At 61.4% G+C, this 24,580-nt stretch carries 18 protein-coding genes, 1 tRNA gene and 1 pseudogene; 19 read left to right on the top strand and 1 reads right to left on the bottom strand.

The features are described 5' to 3' along the window. Nucleotides 1-31: 31 nt before the first annotated feature. Entirely contained in the window at nt 32-1,075 is a 1,044-nt protein-coding gene (locus JCM7686_RS16355; RefSeq protein WP_020951904.1) for a tellurite resistance TerB family protein, read from the bottom strand. 213 nt (nt 1,076-1,288) lie between these two features. Between JCM7686_RS16355 and tuf the strand changes: the two genes are divergently transcribed. The 19 genes and pseudogenes from tuf (at nt 1,289) to fusA (ending at nt 24,535) form a co-directional block, all read left to right on the top strand. After that, a complete protein-coding gene (tuf, locus tag JCM7686_RS16350; RefSeq protein WP_020951885.1) occupies nt 1,289-2,464 on the top strand; it encodes an elongation factor Tu in 1,176 nt (391 codons plus the stop codon). A gap of 294 nt (nt 2,465-2,758) precedes the next feature. Continuing rightward, nucleotides 2,759-3,151, top strand: a complete 393-nt coding sequence (locus JCM7686_RS16345) for a VOC family protein (protein ID WP_020951903.1) — start codon at nt 2,759-2,761, stop codon at nt 3,149-3,151. Continuing rightward, a complete protein-coding gene (locus tag JCM7686_RS16340; protein WP_020951902.1) occupies nt 3,148-3,576 on the top strand; it encodes a GFA family protein in 429 nt (142 codons plus the stop codon). Before JCM7686_RS16345 ends, JCM7686_RS16340 begins: the two co-directional genes overlap by 4 nt. 108 nt (nt 3,577-3,684) lie before the next feature. Continuing rightward, entirely contained in the window at nt 3,685-5,610 is a 1,926-nt protein-coding gene (locus JCM7686_RS16335) for an ABC transporter ATP-binding protein (RefSeq protein WP_020951901.1), read from the top strand. Between the two features lie 66 nt (nt 5,611-5,676). Next, nucleotides 5,677-5,752: transfer RNA gene (locus JCM7686_RS16330), tRNA-Trp, on the top strand. A gap of 41 nt (nt 5,753-5,793) precedes the next feature. Then, a complete protein-coding gene (locus JCM7686_RS16325; protein ID WP_020951900.1) occupies nt 5,794-6,672 on the top strand; it encodes a hypothetical protein in 879 nt (292 codons plus the stop codon). 108 nt (nt 6,673-6,780) lie between these two features. Further along, entirely contained in the window at nt 6,781-6,975 is a 195-nt protein-coding gene (gene secE, locus JCM7686_RS16320) for a preprotein translocase subunit SecE (RefSeq protein ID WP_020951899.1), read from the top strand. A gap of 170 nt (nt 6,976-7,145) precedes the next feature. After that, the gene (nusG, locus tag JCM7686_RS16315) at nt 7,146-7,685 is read left to right on the top strand and encodes a transcription termination/antitermination protein NusG (protein WP_020951898.1); all 540 of its coding nucleotides are present in this window, start codon (nt 7,146-7,148) and stop codon (nt 7,683-7,685) included. A gap of 82 nt (nt 7,686-7,767) precedes the next feature. Next, nucleotides 7,768-8,220: a 50S ribosomal protein L11 gene (rplK, locus tag JCM7686_RS16310; RefSeq protein WP_020951897.1), complete on the top strand. Its 453-nt coding sequence runs from the start codon at nt 7,768-7,770 to the stop codon at nt 8,218-8,220. A gap of 3 nt (nt 8,221-8,223) precedes the next feature. Beyond that, nucleotides 8,224-8,919, top strand: coding sequence for a 50S ribosomal protein L1 (gene rplA, locus JCM7686_RS16305; RefSeq protein WP_020951896.1), 696 nt, complete (start codon nt 8,224-8,226; stop codon nt 8,917-8,919). Between the two features lie 242 nt (nt 8,920-9,161). After that, on the top strand, nt 9,162-9,677 hold the full coding sequence (gene rplJ / locus JCM7686_RS16300) for a 50S ribosomal protein L10 (RefSeq protein WP_020951895.1): 516 nt from the start codon (nt 9,162-9,164) through the stop codon (nt 9,675-9,677). Between the two features lie 67 nt (nt 9,678-9,744). After that, nucleotides 9,745-10,115: pseudogene (gene rplL / locus JCM7686_RS16295) on the top strand (50S ribosomal protein L7/L12). Nucleotides 10,116-10,346: 231 nt separating this feature from the next. Continuing rightward, on the top strand, nt 10,347-14,495 hold the full coding sequence (gene rpoB, locus JCM7686_RS16290; RefSeq protein ID WP_020951892.1) for a DNA-directed RNA polymerase subunit beta: 4,149 nt from the start codon (nt 10,347-10,349) through the stop codon (nt 14,493-14,495). Between the two features lie 101 nt (nt 14,496-14,596). Beyond that, complete coding sequence (gene rpoC / locus JCM7686_RS16285; protein ID WP_020951891.1) at nt 14,597-18,817, top strand: DNA-directed RNA polymerase subunit beta'; 4,221 nt, start codon at nt 14,597-14,599, stop codon at nt 18,815-18,817. Between the two features lie 631 nt (nt 18,818-19,448). After that, nucleotides 19,449-20,378 carry a DMT family transporter gene (locus tag JCM7686_RS16280; protein ID WP_020951890.1) on the top strand — a complete coding sequence of 310 codons (930 nt, stop codon included), beginning with the start codon at nt 19,449-19,451 and terminating at the stop codon, nt 20,376-20,378. Then, on the top strand, nt 20,378-21,202 hold the full coding sequence (locus tag JCM7686_RS16275) for a glycosyltransferase (RefSeq protein WP_020951889.1): 825 nt from the start codon (nt 20,378-20,380) through the stop codon (nt 21,200-21,202). Before JCM7686_RS16280 ends, JCM7686_RS16275 begins: the two co-directional genes overlap by 1 nt. Before the next feature lie 339 nt (nt 21,203-21,541). Next, nucleotides 21,542-21,913, top strand: coding sequence for a 30S ribosomal protein S12 (rpsL, locus tag JCM7686_RS16270; RefSeq protein WP_010399029.1), 372 nt, complete (start codon nt 21,542-21,544; stop codon nt 21,911-21,913). 12 nt (nt 21,914-21,925) lie between these two features. Beyond that, nucleotides 21,926-22,396, top strand: a complete 471-nt coding sequence (gene rpsG / locus JCM7686_RS16265) for a 30S ribosomal protein S7 (RefSeq protein ID WP_020951887.1) — start codon at nt 21,926-21,928, stop codon at nt 22,394-22,396. 15 nt (nt 22,397-22,411) lie between these two features. Further along, nucleotides 22,412-24,535, top strand: coding sequence for an elongation factor G (gene fusA, locus JCM7686_RS16260; RefSeq protein ID WP_020951886.1), 2,124 nt, complete (start codon nt 22,412-22,414; stop codon nt 24,533-24,535). The last annotated feature ends 45 nt before the right edge of the window (nt 24,536-24,580 follow it).

The raw sequence follows: 24,580 nt of genomic DNA, 5'->3' as shown, positions 1-24,580 counted from the left end.
AGGATCTGGACGGACCGAAAAGGCTCTCTCGTCAGGAGTAGAGGTTCTGGACCCCGACCTGCTGGTGGATGGCATTGACCTGTTCCTGAGCGAGACCAAGCGCTTCGGCCAATGCGTGAAGGTAGCGGGCCTCGGCTTCATTGTCGAAATCGATCGCCATCAGCGAGACCAGATAGACCTGCGGGCCAAGCCCTTGCGGCGTCTCGCGCGCCAAGGCGATCGGATCGACCGGCGCGGCCATCTGCTCGCGGATGAAATCACGCTCGGGTCCGTCCTGCTCGCCGGTTTCGGCCACGAGGCGCTGCATTTCGCGGTCGTCGATCTGGCCGTCGGATTTGGCCGCCTGAATCATGGCGCGCAGCAAAAGCCCGGCAACCGCATTTTGCTCCGGGGTGGGCGGGATCTGCGGCTCGTTGCCCGTGGCGATGGCATCATTCAGCACTTCGCCGAAAGAGGCCTCATTGTGGGGCTGGGAATCCTTATGGGCGAGCCCGTCCATCGGCGAAGCGGTCGGGCCGCGTCCGCTCAGAAGTCCGCCAAGCAGACCGCCCAAACCGCCCGAGACCGCGCCCGCCAAAATGCCGCCAAGCCCGCCGCCAGCGGAACCGCTTGCGGTGGGACCGGTCGGTTGCGGCGCGGCGCTGTCTTGCGCGGGCGACGGGGGAGGATTGCGGCCGAATGTGTCGCCATAGGGCTGGCCGCGTCCCGAGGTGATCTTGTCGAAAAGCCCGCCGAGCCCGCCCTGCGCGCCGCCCGATTGTGGCCCGCCATAGCGCCGACCTGTGCCCGCGCCTCCCGAGGTCGGATCAGGGCTCGCTGTGCCGCCGAGAACCTGCCCCAGAATATCGCCGAGCCCGCCGCCTCCGCCGCTGCGGGCGCCGGTGCCACGATTGAGCAGATCTCCGAGAATGCCGCCGCCGGTCGAGCGGCGCGATGCGCCAGAGGACGGACCCGTGGACGGGCCAGAGGGCGCGGCCTCGGCCGTGCCATTCTGGGCATTTCGCATGATTGTTCCGATCCCTTTGGCAAGGATCACGCCAGCGGCGACGCGTGCGAGTGTCTTGACAAGACTCATCTCAGGCTCTCCCTGTTTTGCGGCTCCGCAGGCGCGCAAAACGCCGCCTTGCAGCCGCAGGGGGAAACGCCGTTGCGACTTTCAGGTTCCGCTTTCATCCGAAGGCCCGGCGATGTCTTGCCGACCCTTGATTTTTCCCTGTGGCGCTTATAGATCGCGGCGGATGATTCATGGGGGCCGGCTTATGTGTCTCCCCCTCGACAGGAGGCCATGATGGCAAAGGCAAAGTTTGAACGTACGAAACCGCACGTCAACATCGGCACGATCGGCCACGTTGACCACGGCAAAACCACGCTGACCGCTGCGATCACGAAGTATTTCGGTGAATTCAAAGCCTACGACCAGATCGATGGCGCTCCGGAAGAGCGTGCGCGCGGGATCACGATTTCGACGGCGCACGTCGAATACGAGACCCCGAACCGTCACTACGCCCACGTCGACTGCCCCGGCCACGCTGACTATGTGAAGAACATGATCACGGGCGCGGCACAGATGGACGGCGCGATCCTGGTTGTGAACGCAGCTGACGGCCCGATGCCGCAGACGCGCGAGCACATCCTGCTCGGCCGTCAGGTCGGCATTCCGTACATGGTCGTCTACCTGAACAAGGTTGACCAGGTTGATGACGAGGAACTGCTCGAGCTGGTCGAGATGGAAGTTCGTGAGCTTCTGTCGTCCTACGACTACCCCGGCGACGATATCCCGATCATCAAGGGTTCGGCTCTGGCCGCTCTGGAAGGTCGCGATGCCGAGATCGGTGAGAACTCGATCCGCGCGCTGCTCGACGCCGTTGACGCCTATATCCCGACCCCGGAGCGCGCGATCGATCTGCCGTTCCTGATGCCGATCGAAGACGTGTTCTCGATCTCGGGCCGTGGTACGGTTGTGACCGGTCGTATCGAGCGTGGCGCTGTGAACGTTGGCGACGAACTCGAAATCGTCGGCATCCGCGACACCAAGAAAACGACCTGCACGGGCGTGGAAATGTTCCGCAAACTGCTGGACCGTGGGGAAGCTGGCGACAACGTCGGCGTTCTGCTGCGCGGTGTTGACCGTGACGGCGTCGAGCGTGGTCAGGTTCTGTGCAAACCGAAATCGGTTAACCCGCACACCGAGTTCGAAGCCGAAGCCTATATCCTCACCAAAGAGGAAGGTGGCCGTCACACGCCGTTCTTCGCGAACTACCGTCCGCAGTTCTACTTCCGCACCACCGACGTCACCGGCACCGTGAAGCTGCCGGAAGGCACCGAGATGGTGATGCCGGGCGACAACCTGAAGTTCACGGTCGAGCTGATCGCTCCGATCGCGATGGAAGAGAAACTGCGCTTCGCGATCCGCGAAGGTGGCCGCACCGTTGGTGCAGGCGTCGTCTCGAAGATCCTGAAGTGATTGGTTCCGGATGCGCTTTTGCGCATCCGACCGCCGCTTACATCGGATGATCCGGGCAACCGGATATCGCGATGAGAAAGGCCGCCCCAAAAGGGCGGCCTTTTGCATGCGAGGGATCGGTGAGGGGCCAAGCCGGGGCGCTGCCCCGGACCCCGGGATATTTGGACATGAAAGAAAGGGCAGGGGGGAGGGGCAGGGGCTTTTATGCGGGAAACCTGTTGGGGCCTGCGCGGCTCCTGACGTGATCTGTCAGTAGGGTTGCATCATTCTGTGCCTCTCAAACGGAGCAGAATCATGATTGATCACATTGGTCTCAACACCGCCGACCTCACCCGCGCGCGCGCTTTTTACGACGCCACGCTAGCCGCTTTGGGGATCACCCTGCAGATGGAGGTCACCGAAGAGATGACCGGCGGCCATGGCGCGCATCTGGGCTATGGCACTGAAGGCAAGCCCTTCTTCTGGCTCGGCAACAGCGGTCCGACCGGAGGCGCGGCGCATGTCGCTTTCGTCGCGCCCGATCAGGCGGCGGTCGATGCGTTTTACCGCGCGGCGCTGGCTGCGGGCGGGCGTGACAATGGCGCGCCGGGGCTGCGCCCGCATTACCACGCGAGCTATTACGCCGCCTTCGTCATCGACCCCGATGGCAATAATATCGAGGCGGTGAACCACGGCGCTGCGGCATGACCACGCTGCGGACCTATCCCGGCGCGTGCTTTTGCGGCGCGGTGCGGTTTGAAGTGGATGGCGATCTCTCGCATGGGACGATGCGCTGCAACTGCCGCTTTTGCCGCAAGATGCGCTATTGGGAGATGCGCCTGCCCGATCCCGACGGGCTGCGCATCCTGAGCGGGGCGCAGGCGATCGCAATCACGCCGAGCCAGCACCCGTTGGGTGAGGGTGAGGCGATGCAGCATGCCTTTTGTCAGAGCTGCGGCACGCGGCTTTGGACCAAGGGCAATATTGCCGAGATGGGTGGGCGCGTGACCTTGGTCTTTGTTCCCGCGCTCGAGGATGTCGCGATCGACGAGTTGCTGGCCGCGCCCGTCCATTATGCCAATGGTGCCGAGAATGATTGGTGGCATGCGCCGGCTGACACGGCGCATCTCTGATCTCTTCATGCTTTCGTAATCGAAAGGGACTAGAGGTTGACCTGTGGGCCGGGGCATGGCATCGACGTCCTCCGGCCCATAAAACGTCTGATTTGAAGGTTTCCTCCCATGTTCAGCTGGTTCGAAAGCCGGCTTAATCCCTATCCCAACGAAGCCCCGCAAATGGCCCCGCGGGGCATGTGGCGATTCATCCTGCATTATGCCAAAGGCGCGCTGCCGTGGATGGCGGTGATGTCGACCTGCTCGGCGCTGATTGCCGTCGCCGAGGTCGTGCTGTTTGGCTATCTCGGCGATCTGGTGAACCGGCTTTCAAACGCCGATCGCACCGGATTTTGGCAGGAGGAGGGCAGTCGGCTGATGCTGATGGCCGCGATCTTGCTGATCGGCCTGCCGCTTTTGCAGATCCTGTTCTCGCTGGTCATGCATCAGACGCTCATGGGCAACTTCCCCCAGCGCATCCGCTGGCAGGCGCATCGCTATCTGCTGCGCCAGTCGATGAGCTATTTCCAGGATGAATTCGCCGGCCGCATCGCCACCAAGCTGATGCAGACCTCGCTTGCCGTGCGCGAGGTTGCGATGAAGTTCATGGATGTGATGGTCTATGTCGGCGTCTATTTTATCGGCGCGCTGATTCTGGCCGCGACGACAGATCCTTGGCTTGCCGTGCCCTTCGCGGGCTGGGGCGTGCTTTATGGCCTGCTTCTGTGGTGGATCATCCCACGGATCGCGCATGTGTCCGAGACCCAGGCCAATGCGCGCGCGGTGATGACCGGGCGCGTGGTCGACAGCTATACCAATATCACCACGGTCAAGCTTTTCTCGCATTCCGCGCGGGAAGAGGCTTATGTGCGTGAAAGCATGGACGAATTTCTTGGTTCGGTTCATGCCCAGATGCGGCTTGCCTCGATCCAGAACGTCTCGCTGTCGACGCTGAACTCGCTGCTGACCGGGGTGGTGACGGCGCTTGGGCTTTATCTCTGGCTGATCGGAAAGGTCGAGGTTGGCGCGGTTGCCGTGGCCATTCCGCTGGCCTTGCGGCTCGGGAACATGTCGCATTGGATCATGTGGGAATTCGCCGGGCTCTTTGAGAATATCGGCACGGTCCGCGACGGCATCGGCAGCCTTGCTCTGCCGCGCATGGTCACCGATGCGCCGGACGCGAAGCCTTTGCAACGCGGCCCCGGCGAGGTGCGTTTCGATCATGTGACCTTCCGCTATCGCTCGGATGTCGAAGACGCGCCGAAAGTGGTGCTGAACGATCTCGATCTGACCCTGCGCGCGGGGGAGCGGATCGGTCTGGTCGGCCGCTCGGGCGCGGGGAAATCGACGCTGATCAACCTGCTTTTGCGTTTCCATGACATTGATCAGGGCAAGATCACCATCGACGGGCAGGATATTTCGCGGGTGACACAAGAATCCCTGCGTGCCGCGATTGGTGTGGTGACGCAGGACAATTCGCTGCTGCATCGCTCGGTGCGCGACAATATTGCCTATGGCCGTCCTGATGCGAGCGAGGCAGAGATTGTCGAGGCCGCGCGTTCCGCCGAGGCGTGGGAGTTCATCCAGACGCTGGTTGATAGCCGCGGTCGGCGTGGGCTCGACGCCCATGTCGGCGAGCGTGGGGTGAAGCTTTCGGGCGGCCAGCGCCAGCGAATCGCCATTGCGCGGGTGCTCTTGAAGGATGCGCCGATCCTCGTGCTCGATGAGGCGACCTCGGCGCTTGACAGCGAGGTCGAGGCGGCGATCCAGCAGCAGCTCGTGCGGCTGATGGAGGGCAAGACCGTCATCGCCATCGCCCACCGGCTGTCGACGATTGCGCAGATGGATCGGCTGATCGTCATGGACGGCGGCCGGATCGTCGAAGAGGGCTCGCATGAGGCCTTGCTGGCGCAGGGCGGCATCTATGCGCGGCTGTGGTCGCGGCAGTCGGGCGGCTTTCTGGCGGCGGACGCGTTCGACGCTTTGGCCGAACCTGCAGGTGCGGGCGAGGGGGCTGGCCCTGAGCCAGAGGCGCGCGAGCGGGCGGAGGCGTGATCTGCAAAAGCGCGCACTTCCCCCCTTGATCCCTCCCGCGTCCTGCCGTAAGCAGGCGCACGACTTAGGGGTATAGCTCAGTTGGTAGAGCATCGGTCTCCAAAACCGAGGGTCGTGGGTTCGAGTCCCCCTGCCCCTGCCAGTCGTCCGGATGAAGAATTTCCACAGTCAGGTTCCAAGGCTATGGCGGTGACGCTTCATCTGGGCGTGCACAAGACGGCAACCACGCATCTCCAGAAATCGCTGAAACTCAGTCAACCCGCTTTGCAGGATGCCGGCGTCTTTTTCGCCGGACCCGATGATCTGCGCGGGACCGAGCTGCCGGTCATCGACGCAATCAATCAGGCCGGTCACCGCGATCTCAGCCTCAAGCAGCGCGCGCGGGACAGGCTTGCCGAGATCCGCGCAAGGTTTCCCCAGCTTTTGCTTTCTGACGAGAATATGATCGGCGGCACGAATCGCGGCGGTCTGTTTCGCGGCGGCCAGATCTATCCCGATGCGGCGGCGCGGTTGCGCAAGGTGATCGACCTTCTCGGCGGCGGGCCGGTACGGCTGGCTTTGTCGATCCGCGATCCGGCCAGCTATCATGTCTCGGCTTTCGCGCTTCAGCTCGCGCGGGGCAAAGAGCTTGATCTTCAGGATTACATGCGGGGCCGCGATCCGGCGGTGATCGGGTGGAGCGCGCTGGTCGAGCGGCTTTTGTCGGTCGAGGGCGTCTCGGAGCTTATTTTGTGGCGCTATGAGGATTATCGGCCGCTGCGCCCCCGGATTTTGCAGGCGCTGCTGCCCGAGGGCTTTGCGGGCACGATCACCGATCCGCCCCCGGCCAATGTCACCGTGACCCAAGCGGGCTATGACTGGCTGATGGCGCGCGCGATGGAGGACAGCGACAGCGACCTGCGTCAACTCGCCCATGATGCCTGGAAGCGCTTTCCGAAATCGGCGGGCCACTCGTCCTTGCGGCTTTTCGAGGATGCGGTCTATGCGCGTTCGGCCGATCTTTACGCCCGCGAGATCGCGCAATTGCGCGGCTTTGAGCGGGTCTCGTTTCTGACGCCGTGACCCCAAAGCCGTCCGGACCCAGCAGGGCAGGGCGGCTTTGGCAACAGGCGGGTTGAAAACCTTCGGCGGTCACGTTATCTCAGCCGCTGCAACGCCAAGGGGAACCCCATGACGAATCCCGTTCAGTTCATCGGCCAGGTCCGCGCCGAAATCAGCAAGATCGCATGGCCGACGCGCCGCGAGGTCATCACGACCACGATCATGGTCCTGATCATGGCCGCGCTTTGTGCGCTTTTCTTCTCGCTGGTGGATTTGGGTCTGCGCACCGGACTGCACGCTCTTCTGGGCGCGACCAGCAGCTAAGGGCTTGCCAAGGGAGGGGTTGGACGTTATGTCCGGCCAACTAGCCCGGCAAGCGGCGTGCAACGATTCGCTCGTGCGCGCCGATTTCAATTTGGTCTCACGACCACGGGTGAATGGAATTTCAGGGATTGGCGCGCCAGTTCCTTCAGGAAGCAGGGGTTGATCGAAGCATGGCAAAGCGTTGGTATTCGGTCAGTGTTCTGTCCAACTTCGAGAAGAAGGTTGCCGAGGCGATTCGTCTGGCCGCTGCCGAGAAGGGGCTGGAGGAGCAGATCGACGAGGTGCTCGTCCCGACCGAAGAAGTGATCGAGATCCGTCGTGGCAAGAAGGTGACCTCTGAGCGTCGCTTCATGCCGGGCTATGTTCTGGTTCACATGGAACTCTCTGACCGGACCTACCATCTGGTCAACTCGATCAACCGCGTCACCGGTTTCCTGGGTGCCCAGGGCAAGCCGATGCCGATGCGGGATGAAGAGGTGAATACGATTCTGAACCGCTCGGGTGAGGGCGGGGTCGAGGTTGCGCCGCGCAACCTGATCCGTTTCGAGGTGGGCGAGAAGGTCAATGTGACCGACGGGCCGTTCGAAGGGTTCTCGGGCATGGTCGAGGAAGTCGACGATGCCGCTGGCCGGATCAAGGTCACGGTCTCGATTTTTGGCCGGCCCACGCCGGTCGAGCTGGAATTCACGCAGGTCACCAAGGCCGCGTGATTGTCGTGCGGGAGGCGTGAGCCGCACCGCTAAGTCGGGCCTTCGCCATTGCGGCAAGGCATGATGATAAGGAGAAGGCCAGATGGCCAAGAAAGTCGTCGGCAGCCTCAAGCTGCAAATCAAGGCGGGTCAAGCCAACCCGTCCCCGCCGGTCGGCCCTGCACTGGGTCAGCGCGGCATCAACATCATGGAATTCTGCAAGGCGTTCAACGCCCGCACGCAGGAAATGGAACAGGGTTCGCCCGTTCCGGTCGTGATCACTTACTACGCCGACAAGTCGTTCACCTTCGAGACCAAGACCTCGCCCGCTTCCTTCCTGCTGAAGAAAGCCGCTGGTCTGAAGCCCGTTGGCAAGCGTAACCGCGCACGCGGCTCGGAAAAGCCCGGTCGTCTGACCGCTGGCACCGTGACCGTCAAGCAGGTTCGCGAGATCGCCGAAGCCAAGATGAAAGATCTCTCGGCGAATGACGTCGAAGCCGCAATGCAGATCATTCTGGGCTCTGCCCGGTCGATCGGCATCGAGGTGAAAGGGTAAGTCATGGCTAAAATTTCGAAAAAACAAGCCGTTGCCCGTGCCGCCTTCGAAGGCAAATCGGCTCTGACCGTCGAAGACGCTGTCAAGCTGGTCAAAGGCAATGCCACCGCGAAATTCGACGAAACCGTTGAAATCGCGCTGAACCTCGGCGTTGACCCGCGTCACGCAGACCAAATGGTCCGCGGCGTTGTCACCCTGCCGAACGGCACCGGTAAATTCGTGCGCGTTGCGGTTTTCGCTCGCGGCCCGAAAGCCGATGAAGCCAAAGCAGCCGGTGCGGAAATCGTCGGTGCAGAAGACCTGCTGGAGACCATCCAGTCGGGCAAGATCGAATTCGATCGCTGCATTGCCACCCCGGACATGATGCCGCTGGTCGGCCGTCTGGGCAAAATCCTTGGCCCGCGCAACCTGATGCCGAACCCGAAGGTCGGCACGGTGACGATGGACGTGAAAGCGGCCGTCGAAGCAGCCAAAGGCGGCGAAGTGCAGTTCAAAGCTGAAAAAGCCGGTGTCGTCCATGCGGGCGTTGGCAAAGTCAGCTTCGACGAAGCCAAGCTGGCCGAAAACATCCGCGCTTTCGTGGATGCCGTGAACCGCGCGAAGCCCTCGGGCGCGAAAGGGACCTACCTTCAGAAGGTCTCGATCAGCTCGACCATGGGCCCGGGCGTTTCGCTGGACCTGGCGTCGGCAACCGCGTAAGAACGCGGAAAGAATTTCGCCGGAGAGATCCGGCGAATGGCGGGGCGCTCTTTCGCCCCGTCCTGTCCGAGACGGAGGGTGTGGGGTTTCCCCGCTTAATGTCCTTCCTGAGATGGGATCAAGACCATTTTCCGAACCTACGTTCGGGGGGATCTTGGGACCGTCACGGACCCGCCCTGCCGCCCTTCGGGGTGTCAGGATTGTGAGAGCCGGGGGGAAACCCCCCTACTTGGAGTGAAACCGTGGATAGAGCGCAAAAAGAGCAAGTGGTCGACGAACTCGGCCAGATCTTTGATGCCTCTGGCGTCGTGGTGGTTGCACGCTACGAAGGCATGACGGTTGCCGAAATGCAGGACCTGCGCGCGCAGATGCGCGAAGCTGGTGGGTCCGTCCGCGTTGCCAAGAACAGGCTCGCCAAGATCGCCCTGGATGGGAAGCCCTGCGCAAGCATCGCCGACTATCTTACGGGCATGACCGTGCTCGCTTATTCCGAAGACCCGGTGGCTGCGGCCAAGGTTGTGGATAAGTACGCCAAAGGCAACGACAAGCTTGTTGTCCTTGGTGGTTCTATGGGCGGCACGGCGCTTGACCCGGCCGGTGTCAAAGCTGTTGCACAACTGCCGTCGCGCGAAGAGCTTATCGCTCAGATCGTGTCGAGCATTGGCGCACCTGCTTCGAACATCGCGGGCGCGATTGGCGCACCTGCTTCGAACATCGCGGGCATCCTCAAAACGCTCGAAGAGCGCGAGGCTGCCTGAGGCAAACCCGATTCCGTCGTGGGCTTGAAACCCCGATGCTGGAACACTTAGTTAAGAGAACGGAAAAATGGCTGATCTTAAGAAACTCGCCGAAGAAATCGTGGGCCTGACCCTGCTGGAAGCCCAGGAACTGAAAAACATCCTGAAGGATGAGTATGGCATCGAGCCGGCCGCCGGTGGCGCCGTCATGGTTGCTGGCCCGGCTGCTGCAGCCGAAGCCGCTGAAGAAAAACCGAATTCGACGTCGTTCTGACCGACGCTGGTGCGAACAAGATCAACGTGATCAAAGAAGTTCGCGCCATCACCGGTCTTGGCCTGAAAGAAGCCAAAGACCTCGTCGAAGCTGGCGGCAAGGTCAAAGAAGGCGCTGCGAAAGCAGAAGCTGAAGAGATCAAGAAAAAACTTGAAGAAGCTGGCGCTAAAGTCGAGCTCAAGTAATTCGACCTTCTGGTCGTATGTCACAATGGCAGGGTCCGGGCTTCCCCGGTCCCTGCCGAACCTGTCTTGAAGGGCGGTTTCGTTAACAAACCTTCCTTCAGGGCATGTTCGAGGTTCGGGAGCTTCGCGGTGGGACGCGGGGCACGAATGGGACCTCGCCCCTCATTCGCCTCTTGCGCCGGTCGGGCCCCGACGGTCGGTGTAAGCGAAAGACGAAAGGTATGACCCCCTATGGCGCAAGCTTATGTCGGCCAGAAACGCATCCGGCGTTACTATGGCAATATCCGCGAAGTTCTGGAGATGCCGAACCTGATCGAGGTTCAGAAGTCTTCCTACGACCTCTTCCTGCGGTCGGGTGAGGCGAGCGGACACCAGGACGGCGAGGGTATCCAGGGCGTTTTCCAGTCGGTTTTCCCGATCAAGGACTTCAACGAGACGGCGACGCTCGAATTCGTGAAATACGAGCTCGAACGCCCGAAATATGATGTCGACGAGTGCCAGGCCCGCGACATGACCTATGCCGCGCCGCTCAAAGTGACGCTGCGTCTGATCGTGTTCGATGTCGATGAGAACACCGGCGCGAAATCGGTCAAGGACATCAAAGAACAAGACGTCTACATGGGCGACATGCCTTTGATGACCCAGAACGGGACGTTCATTGTGAACGGCACCGAGCGCGTCGTCGTGTCGCAGATGCACCGCAGCCCGGGCGTGTTCTTCGACCACGACCGCGGCAAGACCCATTCCTCGGGCAAGCTCTTGTTCGCGTGCCGGATCATTCCCTATCGCGGCTCGTGGCTCGATTTCGAATTCGACGCCAAAGATCTCGTGTTCGCGCGCATCGACCGCCGCCGCAAACTGCCGGTGACGACGCTTCTCTATGCGCTTGGCATGGATCAAGAGGGCATCATGGATGCCTTCTACGATACCGTGAACTACAAGCTGCAGAAGGCAGGCAAGGGTCAAGAGGGCGGCTGGGTCACGCGCTTCTTCCCCGATCGCGTGCGCGGCACCCGTCCGGCTTTCGATCTGGTCAATGCCGAAACCGGCGAAGTCATCACCAAAGCCGGTGAAAAGGTCACCCCGCGTCTGGTCAAGCAATTGATCGAGAAGGGCGACGTCAACCTGCTCGTGCCGTTTGAAAAGATCGTCGGCCGCTTCGTCGCGAAAGACATCATCAACGAGGACACCGGTTTCATCTATGCCGAAGCCGGCGATGAGATCACCCTCGAGCACAGCAAAGATGGTGAAGTCTCGGGCGGTCTGCTCAAGGTCCTGCTCGACAATGGCGTGACCGAGATCCCGGTTCTCGACATCGACCATGTCAACGTCGGCCCCTATATCCGTAACACGATGGCGGCGGACAAGAACATGAACCGCGACAGCGCGCTCATGGACATCTACCGCGTCATGCGCCCGGGTGAGCCGCCGACCGTCGAGGCTGCCTCGACCATGTTCGACAACCTGTTCTTCGACGGCGAGCGCTACGACCTGTCGGCCGTGGGCCGCGTGAAGATGAACATGCGTCTCGACCTCGATGCGCCGGACACCCAGCGCACGCTGCGTCGCGCCGATATCATCGCCTGTATCCGCGGCCTCGTGGAACTGCGCGACGGCAAAGGCGAGATCGACGACATCGACCACCTCGGCAACCGCCGTGTCCGTTCGGTCGGCGAGCTGATGGAAAACCAGTATCGCGTCGGCTTGCTGCGCATGGAGCGCGCCATTCGCGAGCGCATGTCCTCGGTCGAGATCGACACGGTCATGCCGCAAGATCTGATCAACGCCAAACCGGCGGCGGCGGCCGTTCGTGAGTTCTTCGGCAGCTCGCAGCTGTCGCAGTTCATGGACCAAACCAACCCGCTTTCGGAGGTCACGCACAAGCGTCGTCTCTCGGCTCTCGGGCCGGGCGGTCTGACGCGTGAACGCGCGGGCTTCGAGGTGCGCGACGTTCACCCGACCCACTACGGCCGGATGTGCCCGATTGAAACGCCGGAAGGTCAGAACATCGGTCTGATCAACTCGCTCGCCACTTTCGCGCGCGTGAACAAATATGGCTTCATCGAGACCCCCTATCGTCGCGTGATCGACGGTCAGGTGACCGATGATGTGGTCTATATGTCCGCAACCGAAGAGATGCGTCACACCGTGGCTCAGGCCAACGCGGTGCTGGATGCTGACGGCAAGTTCGTGGATGAGCTGATCTCGACCCGTCAGGCGGGCGACTTCACGCTGAACCCGGTGGAAGCGATCGACCTGATCGACGTTTCGCCCAAACAGCTGGTGTCGATCGCGGCGGCGCTGATCCCCTTCCTTGAAAACGACGACGCCAACCGCGCTCTGATGGGCTCGAACATGCAACGTCAGGCCGTGCCGCTTCTGCGCGCCGAGGCTCCTTTCGTGGGCACCGGCATGGAAGCGATCGTGGCGCGCGATTCGGGCGCGGCGATCATGGCGCGTCGTGGCGGCATCATCGACCAGGTCGATGCGCAGCGTATCGTTATCCGGGCGACCGAAGATCTCGAAGCGGGTGACGCGGGCGTGGACATCTACCGTCTGCGCAAGTTCAAACGCTCGAACCAATCCTCGACCATCAACCAGCGTCCGCTGGTGAAAGTCGGCGAGAAGGTCGTCAAGAATCAGGTTGTTGCTGACGGTCCCTCGACCGATCAGGGTGAACTGGCAATCGGCCGCAACGTGGTCGTCGCCTTCATGCCCTGGAACGGCTACAACTACGAAGACTCGATCCTGATCTCGGAGCGCATCCACCGCGACGACGTGTTCACCTCGATCCATATCGACGAATACGAAGTGGCGGCGCGCGACACCAAGCTGGGGCCGGAAGAGATCACCCGCGACATCCCGAACGTCGGCGAGGAAGCTCTGCGCAACCTCGACGAAGCCGGTATTGTCTACATCGGTGCCGAAGTTGGCCCGGGCGACATTCTGGTGGGCAAGATCACTCCGAAGGGCGAAAGCCCGATGACGCCGGAAGAAAAGCTTCTGCGCGCCATCTTCGGTGAGAAAGCCTCTGACGTGCGCGACACCTCACTGCGTCTGCCGCCGGGTGCTTATGGCACGATCGTCGAAGTGCGCGTCTTCAACCGTCATGGCGTCGACAAAGACGAGCGTGCGCTGCAGATCGAGCGTGAAGAAGTCGAACGTCTGGCCCGCGACCGTGACGATGAGATGGCGATCCTCGATCGCAACATCTACGCCCGTCTGAAGTCGCTGATCATCGGCAAGACCGTCGCCAAGGGCCCGAAAGGCATCAAGGCCGGCGCCGAGATCAACGAGGACCTGCTCGGCATGTTCTCGCGTGGTCAGTGGTGGCTGCTTGCGGTCAATGAAGAAGAGACCGCCAAGGAAGTCGAAGCGCTCAACCAGCAATATGACACGCTGCGCAAGGCGCTCGAGGCCCGCTTCGAAGACAAGGTCGAGAAAGTCCGTCAGGGCGACGATCTGCCTCCGGGCGTGATGAAACTGGTCAAGGTTTTCGTCGCAGTGAAGCGCAAGCTTCAGGCTGGCGACAAGATGGCCGGTCGTCACGGCAACAAAGGTGTGGTGTCGAAGGTCGTTCCGATCGAAGACATGCCCTTCCTGGCAGACGGCACTGCGGTTGACCTCGTGCTGAACCCGCTCGGCGTGCCGTCGCGGATGAACATCGGTCAGATCCTTGAAACCCATATGGGTTGGGCATCGCGCGGTCTTGGCATCAAGATCGACGAGGCGCTGCAGGATTACCGCCGCAACGGCGATATGACCCCGGTTCGTGACGCGATGAAGAACGGCTATGGCGACGATATGTATGCCGAAACCTTCGCGGATATGGAGGACGGGCAGCTGCTCGAACACGCCGATGCCGTTCGCGGTGGCGTGCCGATCTCGACGCCGGTCTTCGACGGCGCCAAAGAGGCCGATATCAACGACGCGCTCAAGCGTGCCGGTTTCGACACGTCGGGTCAGTCGGTGGTCTTCGACGGCCGCACCGGCGAGCAATTCGCGCGCTCGGTCACCGTGGGCATGAAATACGTGCTGAAGCTGCATCACCTTGTCGACGACAAGATGCACGCCCGTTCGACCGGTCCGTATTCGCTCGTCACGCAGCAGCCGCTGGGTGGTAAGGCGCAGTTCGGTGGTCAGCGTCTTGGGGAGATGGAGGTCTGGGCTCTGGAAGCCTACGGCGCCGCCTATACCCTGCAAGAGATGCTGACGGTGAAGTCGGATGACGTGGCCGGCCGGACCAAGGTCTACGAATCGATCGTCAAAGGCGACGACAACTTCGAGGCCGGCGTGCCGGAATCGTTCAACGTGCTGGTGAAAGAGGTCCGGGGTCTGGGCCTCAACATGGAACTCCTGGATGCGGAGGAAGAGGAATAATCGGGCGGCAATGGTGGGCTGAAGCCCACCCTACGCCACCCGGTCGGGCGGGCCTTGTGCCTGCCCCCTCGCTCCCCCGCGCCACTCATTAGGAATTGAAAATGAACCAGGAACTCGCCAACAACCCCCTTAACCCGCTGGCCTCCCCGCGTCAGTTCGACGAGATCAAGATCTCGCTCGCCTCGCCGGAGGAAATCCTCGCCTGGTCTTTCGGTGAGGTGAAGAAGCCGGAAACCATCAACTACCGCACGTTCAAGCCCGAGCGTGACGGCCTGTTCTGCGCGCGCATTTTTGGCCCGATCAAGGACTACGAATGCCTGTGCGGCAAATACAAGCGCATGAAATATCGCGGCCTCGTCTGCGAGAAATGCGGCGTTGAAGTCACGCTGCAAAAGGTCCGCCGCGAGCGCATGGGCCATATCGAGCTGGCCGCTCCGGTCGCTCACATTTGGTTCCTGAAATCGCTTCCGAGCCGGATCGGCCTCATGCTCGACATGACGCTGCGCGATCTCGAGCGTATTCTCTACTTCGAGAACTACGTCGTCATCGAGCCGGGTCTGACGGATCTCACCTATGGTCAGCTCTTGACCGAGGAAGAGTTCATGGACGCGCAGGACCAATATGGCGCCGACGCTTTCACCGCCGATATCGGTGCTGAAGCGATCCGCGCGATGCTGGCCAATATCGATCTTGCCGCGACCGCCGAACAGCTCCGCGAGGATCTGAAAGAGGCGACCGGCGAGCTGAAGCCGAAAAAGATCATTAAACGCCTCAAAATCGTTGAGTCGTTCCTCGAGTCGGGCAACCGTCCCGAATGGATGATCATGACCGTGATCCCGGTCATCCCGCCGGAACTGCGTCCGCTGGTTCCGCTGGATGGTGGCCGTTTCGCGACCTCGGACCTGAACGATCTCTATCGCCGCGTCATCAACCGTAACAACCGTCTGAAGCGCCTGATCGAGCTTCGTGCGCCCGATATCATCGTGCGCAACGAAAAGCGGATGCTGCAGGAATCGGTCGATGCTTTGTTTGACAACGGCCGTCGCGGCCGCGTCATCACGGGCAACAACAAGCGCCCGCTGAAGTCGCTGTCGGACATGCTGAAGGGTAAGCAAGGTCGCTTCCGTCAGAACCTTCTGGGTAAACGCGTCGACTTCTCGGGGCGTTCGGTCATCGTGACCGGCCCGGAGCTCAAGCTGCATCAGTGCGGTCTGCCGAAGAAAATGGCGCTCGAGCTGTTCAAGCCGTTCATCTATTCGCGTCTTGAGGCGAAGGGTCTGTCTTCGACCGTCAAACAGGCGAAGAAGCTGGTCGAGAAAGAGCGTCCCGAGGTTTGGGATATCCTCGACGAGGTCATCCGCGAGCATCCGGTTCTTCTGAACCGCGCGCCGACGCTGCACCGTCTGGGCATCCAGGCGTTCGAACCGATCCTGATCGAAGGTAAAGCGATCCAGCTTCACCCGCTGGTCTGCTCGGCCTTCAACGCCGACTTCGACGGCGACCAGATGGCCGTTCACGTCCCGCTGTCGCTTGAAGCGCAGTTGGAAGCGCGCGTCCTGATGATGTCGACGAACAACGTTCTGTCGCCCGCCAACGGCGCGCCGATCATCGTTCCGTCGCAGGATATGGTCCTTGGTCTCTACTACACGACCATGATGCGCGAAGGCATGAAGGGCGAAGGCTCGATCTTTGCGAACCTCGACGAGGTTGAGCACGCCCTTGCCGCCGGTGAGGTGCATCTGCACGCCAAGATCACCGCGCGTCTGCCGCAGATCGACGAGAACGGCAACGAAGTCGTCAAACGCTTCGAAACCACGCCGGGCCGTCTGCGCCTTGGTGCCTTGCTGCCGAAGAACGCGAAAGCGCCCTTCGAGATGGTCAACCGTCTGCTGCGCAAGAAAGACATCCAGAGCGTCATCGACACCGTCTACCGCTACTGCGGCCAGAAGGAATCGGTGATCTTCTGTGACCAGATCATGTCGCTGGGTTTCCGTTCGGCATTCCGCGCGGGCATCTCGTTCGGCAAGGACGATATGGTGGTTCCGGACAACAAATGGACCATCGTCGAAGAAGTCCAGGATCAGGTCAAAGAGTTCGAACAGCAGTATCTGGACGGCCTCATCACCCAGGGCGAGAAGTACAACAAAGTCGTCGACGCCTGGTCGAAGTGCAACGACCGCGTCACCGATGCGATGATGTCGACGATCTCGGCCGTGAAGCATGATGCGGATGGCTCGGAAGCGGAACCGAACTCGGTCTATATGATGGCGCACTCCGGTGCGCGGGGCTCGGTCACGCAGATGAAACAGCTCGGCGGGATGCGCGGCCTGATGGCCAAGCCGAACGGCGAGATCATCGAGACGCCGATCATCTCGAACTTCAAGGAAGGTCTGACCGTTCTTGAATACTTCAACTCGACCCACGGCGCCCGGAAGGGTCTGTCGGATACCGCTCTGAAGACGGCGAACTCGGGTTACCTGACCCGTCGTCTGGTTGACGTCGCTCAGGACTGCATCGTGCGTCAGCATGATTGCGGCACCGACCGCGCGATCACCGCTTCGGCAGCTGTGAACGATGGCGAAGTCGTCAGCCCGCTCTCCGAGCGTGTTCTGGGCCGGACCGCTGCCGATGACGTTCTGGTTCCGGGCGAAGACACCGTCATCGTCCGCGCCGGCGAGATCATCGACGAGCGTAAGGCTGACGAGATCGAGCGCGCCAACATCCAGACCGTGCGCATCCGCTCGGCTCTGACCTGTGAAGCCGAGGACGGCGTTTGCGCGCTGTGCTATGGTCGCGATCTGGCGCGCGGCACGCTGGTCAACATCGGTGAAGCTGTCGGCATTATCGCCGCGCAGTCGATCGGTGAACCCGGCACCCAGCTGACGATGCGAACCTTCCACATCGGCGGCGTTGCTCAGGGTGGTCAGCAGTCCTTCATCGCGGCGTCGCAGGACGGCACGATTGCGTTCGAAAACGAAAGCCTGCTGGCGAACGAAAATGGCGAGCTGATCGTCATGAGCCGTTCGATGCAGCTTCACGTCATGAGCGCGACCGGCGAGGCTCTGTCGAGCCACAAGCTGTTCTACGGCTCGAAGCTCTTTGTCCGCGAGGGCGAGGCTGTGACCCGTGGTCAGAAGCTGTTCGAATGGGACCCCTATACCCTGCCGATCATCGCCGAAAAGGCCGGTGTGGCGCGCTATGTCGACCTGCTCTCGGGCATCTCGGTTCGCGACGACACCGACGAAGCGACTGGCATGACCCAGAAGATCGTGACCGATTGGCGTTCGGCGCCGAAAGGCAACGAGCTCAAGCCGGAAATCATCCTGATGGATGCCGATGGCGAGCCGGTTCGCAACGATCAGGGCAACCCGGTCAGCTATCCGATGTCGGTCGACGCCGTTCTCTCGATCGAGGATGGTGCCGAGGTGAAAGCCGGTGACGTGATCGCGCGTATTCCGCGTGAAGGCGCCAAGACCAAGGACATCACCGGTGGTCTGCCGCGTGTGGCCGAACTCTTTGAAGCCCGTCGTCCGAAAGATCACGCAATCATCGCTGAAATCGATGGTTATGTGCGCTTCGGCAAGGACTACAAGAACAAGCGCCGCATCGCGATCGAACCCGCGCAAGAAGGGCTCGATGCCGTCGAATACATGGTGCCGAAAGGCAAGCACATCCCGGTGCAGGAAGGCGACTTCGTGCAGAAGGGTGACTACATCATGGACGGCAACCCGGCGCCGCATGACATCCTGCGGATCATGGGGATCGAGGCTCTGGCCGACTATCTGATCGACGAAGTGCAGGACGTTTACCGTCTGCAGGGCGTGAAGATCAACGACAAGCACATCGAGGTGATCGTGCGGCAGATGCTGCAGAAGATCGAGATCCTCGACAGCGGCGACACCACGCTTCTCAAAGGCGAGAACGTCGACCGCGAAGAGTTTGTCGAAGAGAACGCCAAGATCGAAGCCAAGGGCCGTCGTCCGGCCGTGGGCGAGCCGGTGCTTCTGGGCATCACCAAGGCCAGCCTGCAGACCCGCAGCTTCATCTCGGCCGCGTCGTTCCAGGAAACCACCCGCGTCCTCACGGAAGCGGCGGTTCAGGGCAAGCGCGACAAGCTCGTCGGTCTGAAAGAGAACGTCATCGTCGGCCGTCTGATCCCGGCCGGGACCGGTGGCGCGGCAGCCCGCATCCGTAAGATTGCCGCGGATCGTGATGCCGATGTCATCGAGGCCCGTCGCACCGAGGCCGAGGCCGCTGCCGCTCTGGTCGCGCCCGAGGTTGTCGAAGCGGTCGTCGTGACGACCTCCGACGAGCAGGAATGATCCTGCCCGTTCACTGATTGGAAAGGCCCGGCCCCGCGCCGGGCCTTTTCTTTTGCGCAGGTGCTTCTCGATACCGCCCTGCGTTTGCGTTTCGTATCTGCCGCCAGGATAAAGTTTGCAAAATCTGTCACTTGCTTTTCCAATCGGCCGCAGCCCAAAGTTCCCTGCATCGTCAACGCAAGGGCTCATTATGAAACGAAAAAACGCTAGTTACTGCGCGGCAGTCGTCGCTTTGATCGCGGCCCCATGCTTTGCAAAGGACATTCCACTTGAGCAATCTGTGAAAATTGTCACAGAGGGGAAAATCCTCACATCAGCACCAGTTTCCGCTATCCCTATTGCGTCAAACTTGGGACCCATGCCGACTGGCGCGCGCGTCCACGAAGCGTTTATTCAGCACGATCAAGCTATATTCCTCTGCTACCTTATAGGTGGCACCGGGAACGACATTTCTATTCGCCCGGTTTGCTTTGGGAATTGATCCCCTTCGTCCTCGCGCTCGATATCTTCTGCGCCTTCCGGTCCTGCGACATGCGGACCCCCTTCTCAAAGCGACGCGCCCGGCCTATCCCTTTGAAATGGAGGAGGAGCGGTGCTGGCGGGTGCTCTCCTTGGCAGGGGAGAAGCGCGGATGCACAATCCATTGATGTCGCCAGAGCCGCTGCTGGCCGACGGTCCGGCCAATCCCCAGCGCGAGCAGAACCAGCGCGCTGCCGTTCTGATGGTCCTGAGCACCGCGACCATCGTTTGCAACGACACGATCATGAAGCTCGTGACCGAAACCGTGCCGCTTTATCAGGCGGTGGTGATGCGAGGCATCTTCATCCTGCCGCTGATGATGCTTTACGCGCGCCGACAGGGCGGGTTGAAGCTGCGGCTGGCGCCGCGCGATTTCGCCGCGGTGCTGCTGCGCTCGGTTTTCGAGGTCAGCTCGACCATCCTTTACCTTTATGCGCTGCGCCGGATGGCGCTTGCCGATCTGTCGGCGATTTTCCAGTCGCTGCCGCTTCTGGTCACGCTGGCCGCCGCCGTGGTCTTTCGCGAAAAGCTGGGGCGGCGGCGGTTGGCCGCGATCTTCGTGGGCTTTCTGGGTATGCTCATCATTCTGCGTCCGGGCAGTTCGGCCTTCGATATCTGGGCGCTGGCGGTGCTGGCCTCGGTCATTCTGATCGTCGGGCGGGATCTGACCTCGCGTGTGGTTTCGCCCCGGGTCAGCTCGACCACCATCGCCTTTTACGCGGCGGGCTCGGTCACGCTTTTCGGGCTGGCGATGCTGCCGACCGAAAGCTGGCAGCCGATGACGGCGGGCGAGGTCGGGCTGATGGCGCTGGCGGCGGGGTTCATCGCGGTCTCGTATGTTGCGGCGATCGCGACGGTGCGGATCGGTGAGATCTCGTTTGTCGCGCCGTTCCGCTATACGGCTCTGGTCTGGGCGATCATCATGGGGGCGGTCGTCTTCGGCAAATGGCCGGATGTCTGGACGCAGACCGGTGCGGTGCTGATCGTCGGCGCCGGACTTTATTCGATCTGGCGCGAGGCCCGGATCGCGAGGGAGAGTTAATGCGCCTTCAGATGCTGGGTCTTTGCCGGTTTTCATATGCCGGACTTGGCGGTCATCAGCAGCGCCACGAGACGGTGGCCGACCGCAAGGCGGTGCTTTACGATCCGGCCCGGCTGCGCCGCCGTTGGAACTGGTTTGAAACCGTCGCGCTGCCCGGGCTCGTCAGCCAGAGCGACGAGGATTTCACGCTGGTGATGATGGCTTGTCCCGATCTGCCCGAGCCCTATCTCTCGCGCCTGCGCGAGCTCGAGGCCGAGATCCCCGCGATCCGCCTCTCGCTGATCGAACCGCAAGAGCGCTATCTCGAGGCCTGCCGCGCGGCAATCCAACCACATATCGACCCGGATGCGGAGGTGGTCGGGCATTTCCGCCATGATGATGACGATGCGATCGCGCTCGACTATATCGCCTCGGCCAAGCGCGATTTCATGGGCGCGCGCGCGATCTGGCAGCGCAGCCGCAAGCTCGCCTGTGACTATGCGCTCGGCGTCGTCGGCAAGGTCGAGCCGGACGGCGTTCGCCTCACGAGCCGCTTTATCTATCTCTCGACCGCGGCGCTGACCGTCTATCTTCCCGCCGAGACGCCTCAGACTGCGATCGACTTTGAGCATTGGCGGCTTGCGACCCGGATGCCGGTTCTGACCTTTGGCCAAAAGCGCATGTTTCTGCGGCTGATCCATGCCGATAATGACTCGGGCGAGGTCGGCGCGGGTTACGGCGTCGATGATACCGATACCGACTTCGCCGAGCTGCTTGGTCGTCGCTTCGGCATCGACCGCGCGGCGCTTGATCTGGTCGCGCGCGAAAGCCACGAGGCCGGATAGGCCAACGCGCTGGGGCGAGAGCGTCGGGGCAGGGCAGGGCCCACGCGGGCGCCGCTTCACGCGGGAATGACCGGGCCAAACCCCGCGAAACCCTTGCTCCTGTTGACTCAGCGGGGGAATCTTCCTATAGCCGCGCTACCCGGAGAATGTCTCAGTTCCGGGGCCCAGAACCAAACTGGTCACAATTTGGGCCTACATGCCTGAATTATCTGGAATTCCCGTCCATCCTCATCTGAGGGCTGGATGGGTTTGGCGTTTTGTGATTCGCGCAAGACGCTGTCGAGAAGTGGCGCGGCCATCAGGTCCGCGAGTATTGACGAAAGCAAGACGGGGAACCGAATGCCGACGATCCAACAGCTGATCCGCAAACCGCGGCAGCCCAAGGTGCAGCGCTCGAAGTCGCAGCACCTTCAGTCATGCCCGCAGAAACGCGGCGTATGCACGCGCGTCTACACCACGACGCCGAAGAAACCGAACTCCGCTATGCGTAAAGTCGCCAAAGTGCGTCTGACGAATGGCTTCGAGGTCATCTCCTACATCCCGGGCGAAAAGCACAACCTGCAGGAACACAGCGTCGTGCTGATCCGCGGCGGCCGCGTCAAAGACCTTCCGGGTGTCCGTTACCACATCCTCCGCGGTGTTCTGGATACCCAAGGCGTCAAAGACCGTCGTCAGCGTCGTTCGAAATACGGCGCGAAGCGTCCGAAGTAAGGAGAGGCACAGATGTCACGTCGTCACGCCGCTGAAAAACGCGAAGTCCTTCCTGACGCCAAATATGGCGATCGGGTTCTGACGAAATTCATGAACAACCTGATGGTTGACGGTAAGAAATCGACCGCCGAACGCATCGTCTACAGCGCGCTCGAGCGCGTTGAGGGCAAGCTGAAGCGCGAGCCGATCGAAGTCTTCCACGAAGCCCTCGACAACGTGAAGCCTTCGGTCGAAGTGCGCTCGCGTCGCGTTGGTGGTGCAACCTACCAGGTTCCGGTCGAGGTTCGCCCGACCCGTCGCGAAGCTCTTGCTATCCGTTGGCTGATCACCGCTGCGAAAAACCGCAACGAGCACACCATGGAAGAGCGTCTGGCCGGTGAGCTGTCCGATGCCGTCAATGGCCGTGGTACCGCGGTCAAGAAACGCGAAGACACCCACAAGATGGCCGACGCGAACAAAGCGTTCAGCCACTACCGCTGGTAAACGGAAGGAACGTCTATGGCACGCGAATATCCGCTCGAACGGTATCGCAACTTTGGGATTATGGCTCACATCGACGCGGGTAAAACCACGACGACCGAGCGTATCCTGTTCTACACCGGCAAGAACCACAAAATGGGTGAGACGCACGACGGTGCGTCCACCATGGACTTCATGGAACAGGAAGCCGAGCGCGGGATCACCATCTCGTCGGCTGCCACCACGACCTTCTGGCAGAAGCACGAAGATACCGAGTTCACTGCGGATCAAGAGCTTCGTCACAAGTTCAACATCATCGACACCCCCGGCCACGTTGACTTCACCATCGAAGTCGAGCGTTCGCTGGCAGTTCTCGACGGGGCGATCTGCCTTCTCGACGGCAACGCTGGTGTTGAGCCGCAGACCGAAACCGTCTGGCGTCAGGCTGACCGCTACAAAGTTCCGCGGATCGTCTTCGTCAACAAGATGGACAAGATCGGCGCCGACTTCTTCAAGTGCGTGCACATGATCAAAGACCGCACCGGCGGTATCCCTTGCCCGATCGCTCTGCCGATCGGCGCCGAGGACACGCTGGAAGGCGCGATCGACCTGATCAAGATGGAAGAGTGGGTCTGGAAAGGTGAGGACGTCGGGGCTTCCTGGGTCCGTCAACCGATCCGTGAAGAGCTCAAGGATCTGGCCGACGAATGGCGCGGCAAGATGATCGAACTCGCCGTCGAAATGGACGACGACGCGATGGAAGCTTACCTCGAGGGCAACGAGCCCGACGAGGATACGCTGCGCGCGCTGCTCCGCAAGGGCACGCTGTCGATGTCGTTCTTCCCGGTCATGGCCGGTTCGGCGTTTAAGAACAAAGGCGTCCAGCTGCTGCTGAACGCGGTGATCGACTTCCTGCCGGCACCGACCGATGTTCCGGATCTGCTGGGCTTTGCCCCGGACGACGAGACCGAAACCCGCGACATCGTTCGGAAACCTTCGGACGCTGATCCCTTCTCGGCGCTTGCGTTCAAGATCATGAACGACCCCTTCGTCGGCTCGCTGACCTTTACCCGCATCTATTCGGGCGCCCTGAAAAAAGGCGACCAGATGATGAATGCGACCAAAGGCAAGCGTGAGCGCGTCGGTCGTATGATGGTCATGCACGCCATCAACCGCGAAGAGATCGAAGAAGCTTTCGCAGGCGACATCATCGCGCTGGCCGGTCTGAAAGAGACCACCACCGGTGACACCCTCTGCGATCCGGCGAAGCCGGTGGTTCTCGAAACCATGACCTTCCCGCAGCCGGTGATCGAGATCGCCGTCGAGCCGAAGTCGAAAGCCGACCAGGAAAAGATGGGCCTCGCCCTTCAGCGCCTGGCAGCCGAAGACCCGTCCTTCCGCGTCGAAACCGATCAAGAATCGGGCCAGACGATCATGAAGGGCATGGGCGAACTTCACCTCGACATCCTTGTCGACCGCATGAAGCGCGAGTTCAAGGTCGAGGCGAATATCGGTGCGCCGCAGGTGGCTTACCGCGAGACCATCTCGCAGCCGGCCGAGATCGACTACACGCACAAGAAACAGACCGGTGGTACCGGCCAGTTTGCGCGTATCAAGCTGCAGATCACCCCGACGGAGCCGGGCGAGGGTTACTCGTTCGAATCCAAGATCGTCGGTGGTGCGGTTCCGAAGGAATACATCCCGGGTGTCGAAAAAGGCATCAAGTCGGTCATGGACTCCGGTCCGCTGGCAGGCTTCCCGGTTATCGACTTCAAGGTCGCGCTCATCGATGGTGCGTTCCACGACGTCGACTCCTCGGTTCTGGCCTTTGAAATCGCGGCGCGTGCCGGGATGCGTGAAGGTCTGCGCAAGGCAGGGGCAAAACTGCTCGAGCCGATCATGAAAGTGGAAGTCGTGACGCCGGAAGAATACACCGGTTCGATCATCGGCGACCTGACCAGCCGTCGTGGCATGGTCCGTGGTCAGGACTCGCGCGGCAATGCGAACGTCATCGACGCGATGGTGCCGCTGGCCAATATGTTCGGCTACATCAACAACCTGCGCTCGATGTCCTCGGGCCGTGCAGTGTTCACGATGCAGTTCGACCATTACGACGCCGTGCCGCAGAACATCTCGGACGAGATCCAGAAGAAATACGCCTAATCGGAATGGCGGGGCCTTGGTCCCGCCTCTCCATGACGAACTCAT

Source organism: Paracoccus aminophilus JCM 7686 (assembly GCF_000444995.1).
GTDB classification, from domain to species: domain Bacteria; phylum Pseudomonadota; class Alphaproteobacteria; order Rhodobacterales; family Rhodobacteraceae; genus Paracoccus; species Paracoccus aminophilus.
This window is presented reverse-complemented; position numbering and strand designations above follow the sequence as displayed.

Bases quoted from the DNA above. Each gene is read 5' to 3' on its own strand.
- rplK (WP_020951897.1), top strand. From the start codon at position 7,768: ATGGCCAAGAAAGTCGTCGGCAGCCTCAAGCTGCAAATCAAGGCGGGT.
- rpsL (WP_010399029.1), top strand. From the start codon at position 21,542: ATGCCGACGATCCAACAGCTGATCCGCAAACCGCGGCAGCCCAAGGTG.
- JCM7686_RS16280 (WP_020951890.1), top strand. From the start codon at position 19,449: ATGCACAATCCATTGATGTCGCCAGAGCCGCTGCTGGCCGACGGTCCG.
- JCM7686_RS16340 (WP_020951902.1), top strand. From the start codon at position 3,148: ATGACCACGCTGCGGACCTATCCCGGCGCGTGCTTTTGCGGCGCGGTG.
- secE (WP_020951899.1), top strand. From the start codon at position 6,781: ATGACGAATCCCGTTCAGTTCATCGGCCAGGTCCGCGCCGAAATCAGC.
- nusG (WP_020951898.1), top strand. From the start codon at position 7,146: ATGGCAAAGCGTTGGTATTCGGTCAGTGTTCTGTCCAACTTCGAGAAG.
- rpsG (WP_020951887.1), top strand. From the start codon at position 21,926: ATGTCACGTCGTCACGCCGCTGAAAAACGCGAAGTCCTTCCTGACGCC.
- rplA (WP_020951896.1), top strand. From the start codon at position 8,224: ATGGCTAAAATTTCGAAAAAACAAGCCGTTGCCCGTGCCGCCTTCGAA.
- tuf (WP_020951885.1), top strand. From the start codon at position 1,289: ATGGCAAAGGCAAAGTTTGAACGTACGAAACCGCACGTCAACATCGGC.
- JCM7686_RS16325 (WP_020951900.1), top strand. From the start codon at position 5,794: ATGGCGGTGACGCTTCATCTGGGCGTGCACAAGACGGCAACCACGCAT.
- rpoB (WP_020951892.1), top strand. From the start codon at position 10,347: ATGGCGCAAGCTTATGTCGGCCAGAAACGCATCCGGCGTTACTATGGC.
- JCM7686_RS16345 (WP_020951903.1), top strand. From the start codon at position 2,759: ATGATTGATCACATTGGTCTCAACACCGCCGACCTCACCCGCGCGCGC.
- JCM7686_RS16335 (WP_020951901.1), top strand. From the start codon at position 3,685: ATGTTCAGCTGGTTCGAAAGCCGGCTTAATCCCTATCCCAACGAAGCC.
- JCM7686_RS16275 (WP_020951889.1), top strand. From the start codon at position 20,378: ATGCGCCTTCAGATGCTGGGTCTTTGCCGGTTTTCATATGCCGGACTT.
- fusA (WP_020951886.1), top strand. From the start codon at position 22,412: ATGGCACGCGAATATCCGCTCGAACGGTATCGCAACTTTGGGATTATG.
- JCM7686_RS16355 (WP_020951904.1), bottom strand. From the start codon at position 1,075: ATGAGTCTTGTCAAGACACTCGCACGCGTCGCCGCTGGCGTGATCCTT.
- rpoC (WP_020951891.1), top strand. From the start codon at position 14,597: ATGAACCAGGAACTCGCCAACAACCCCCTTAACCCGCTGGCCTCCCCG.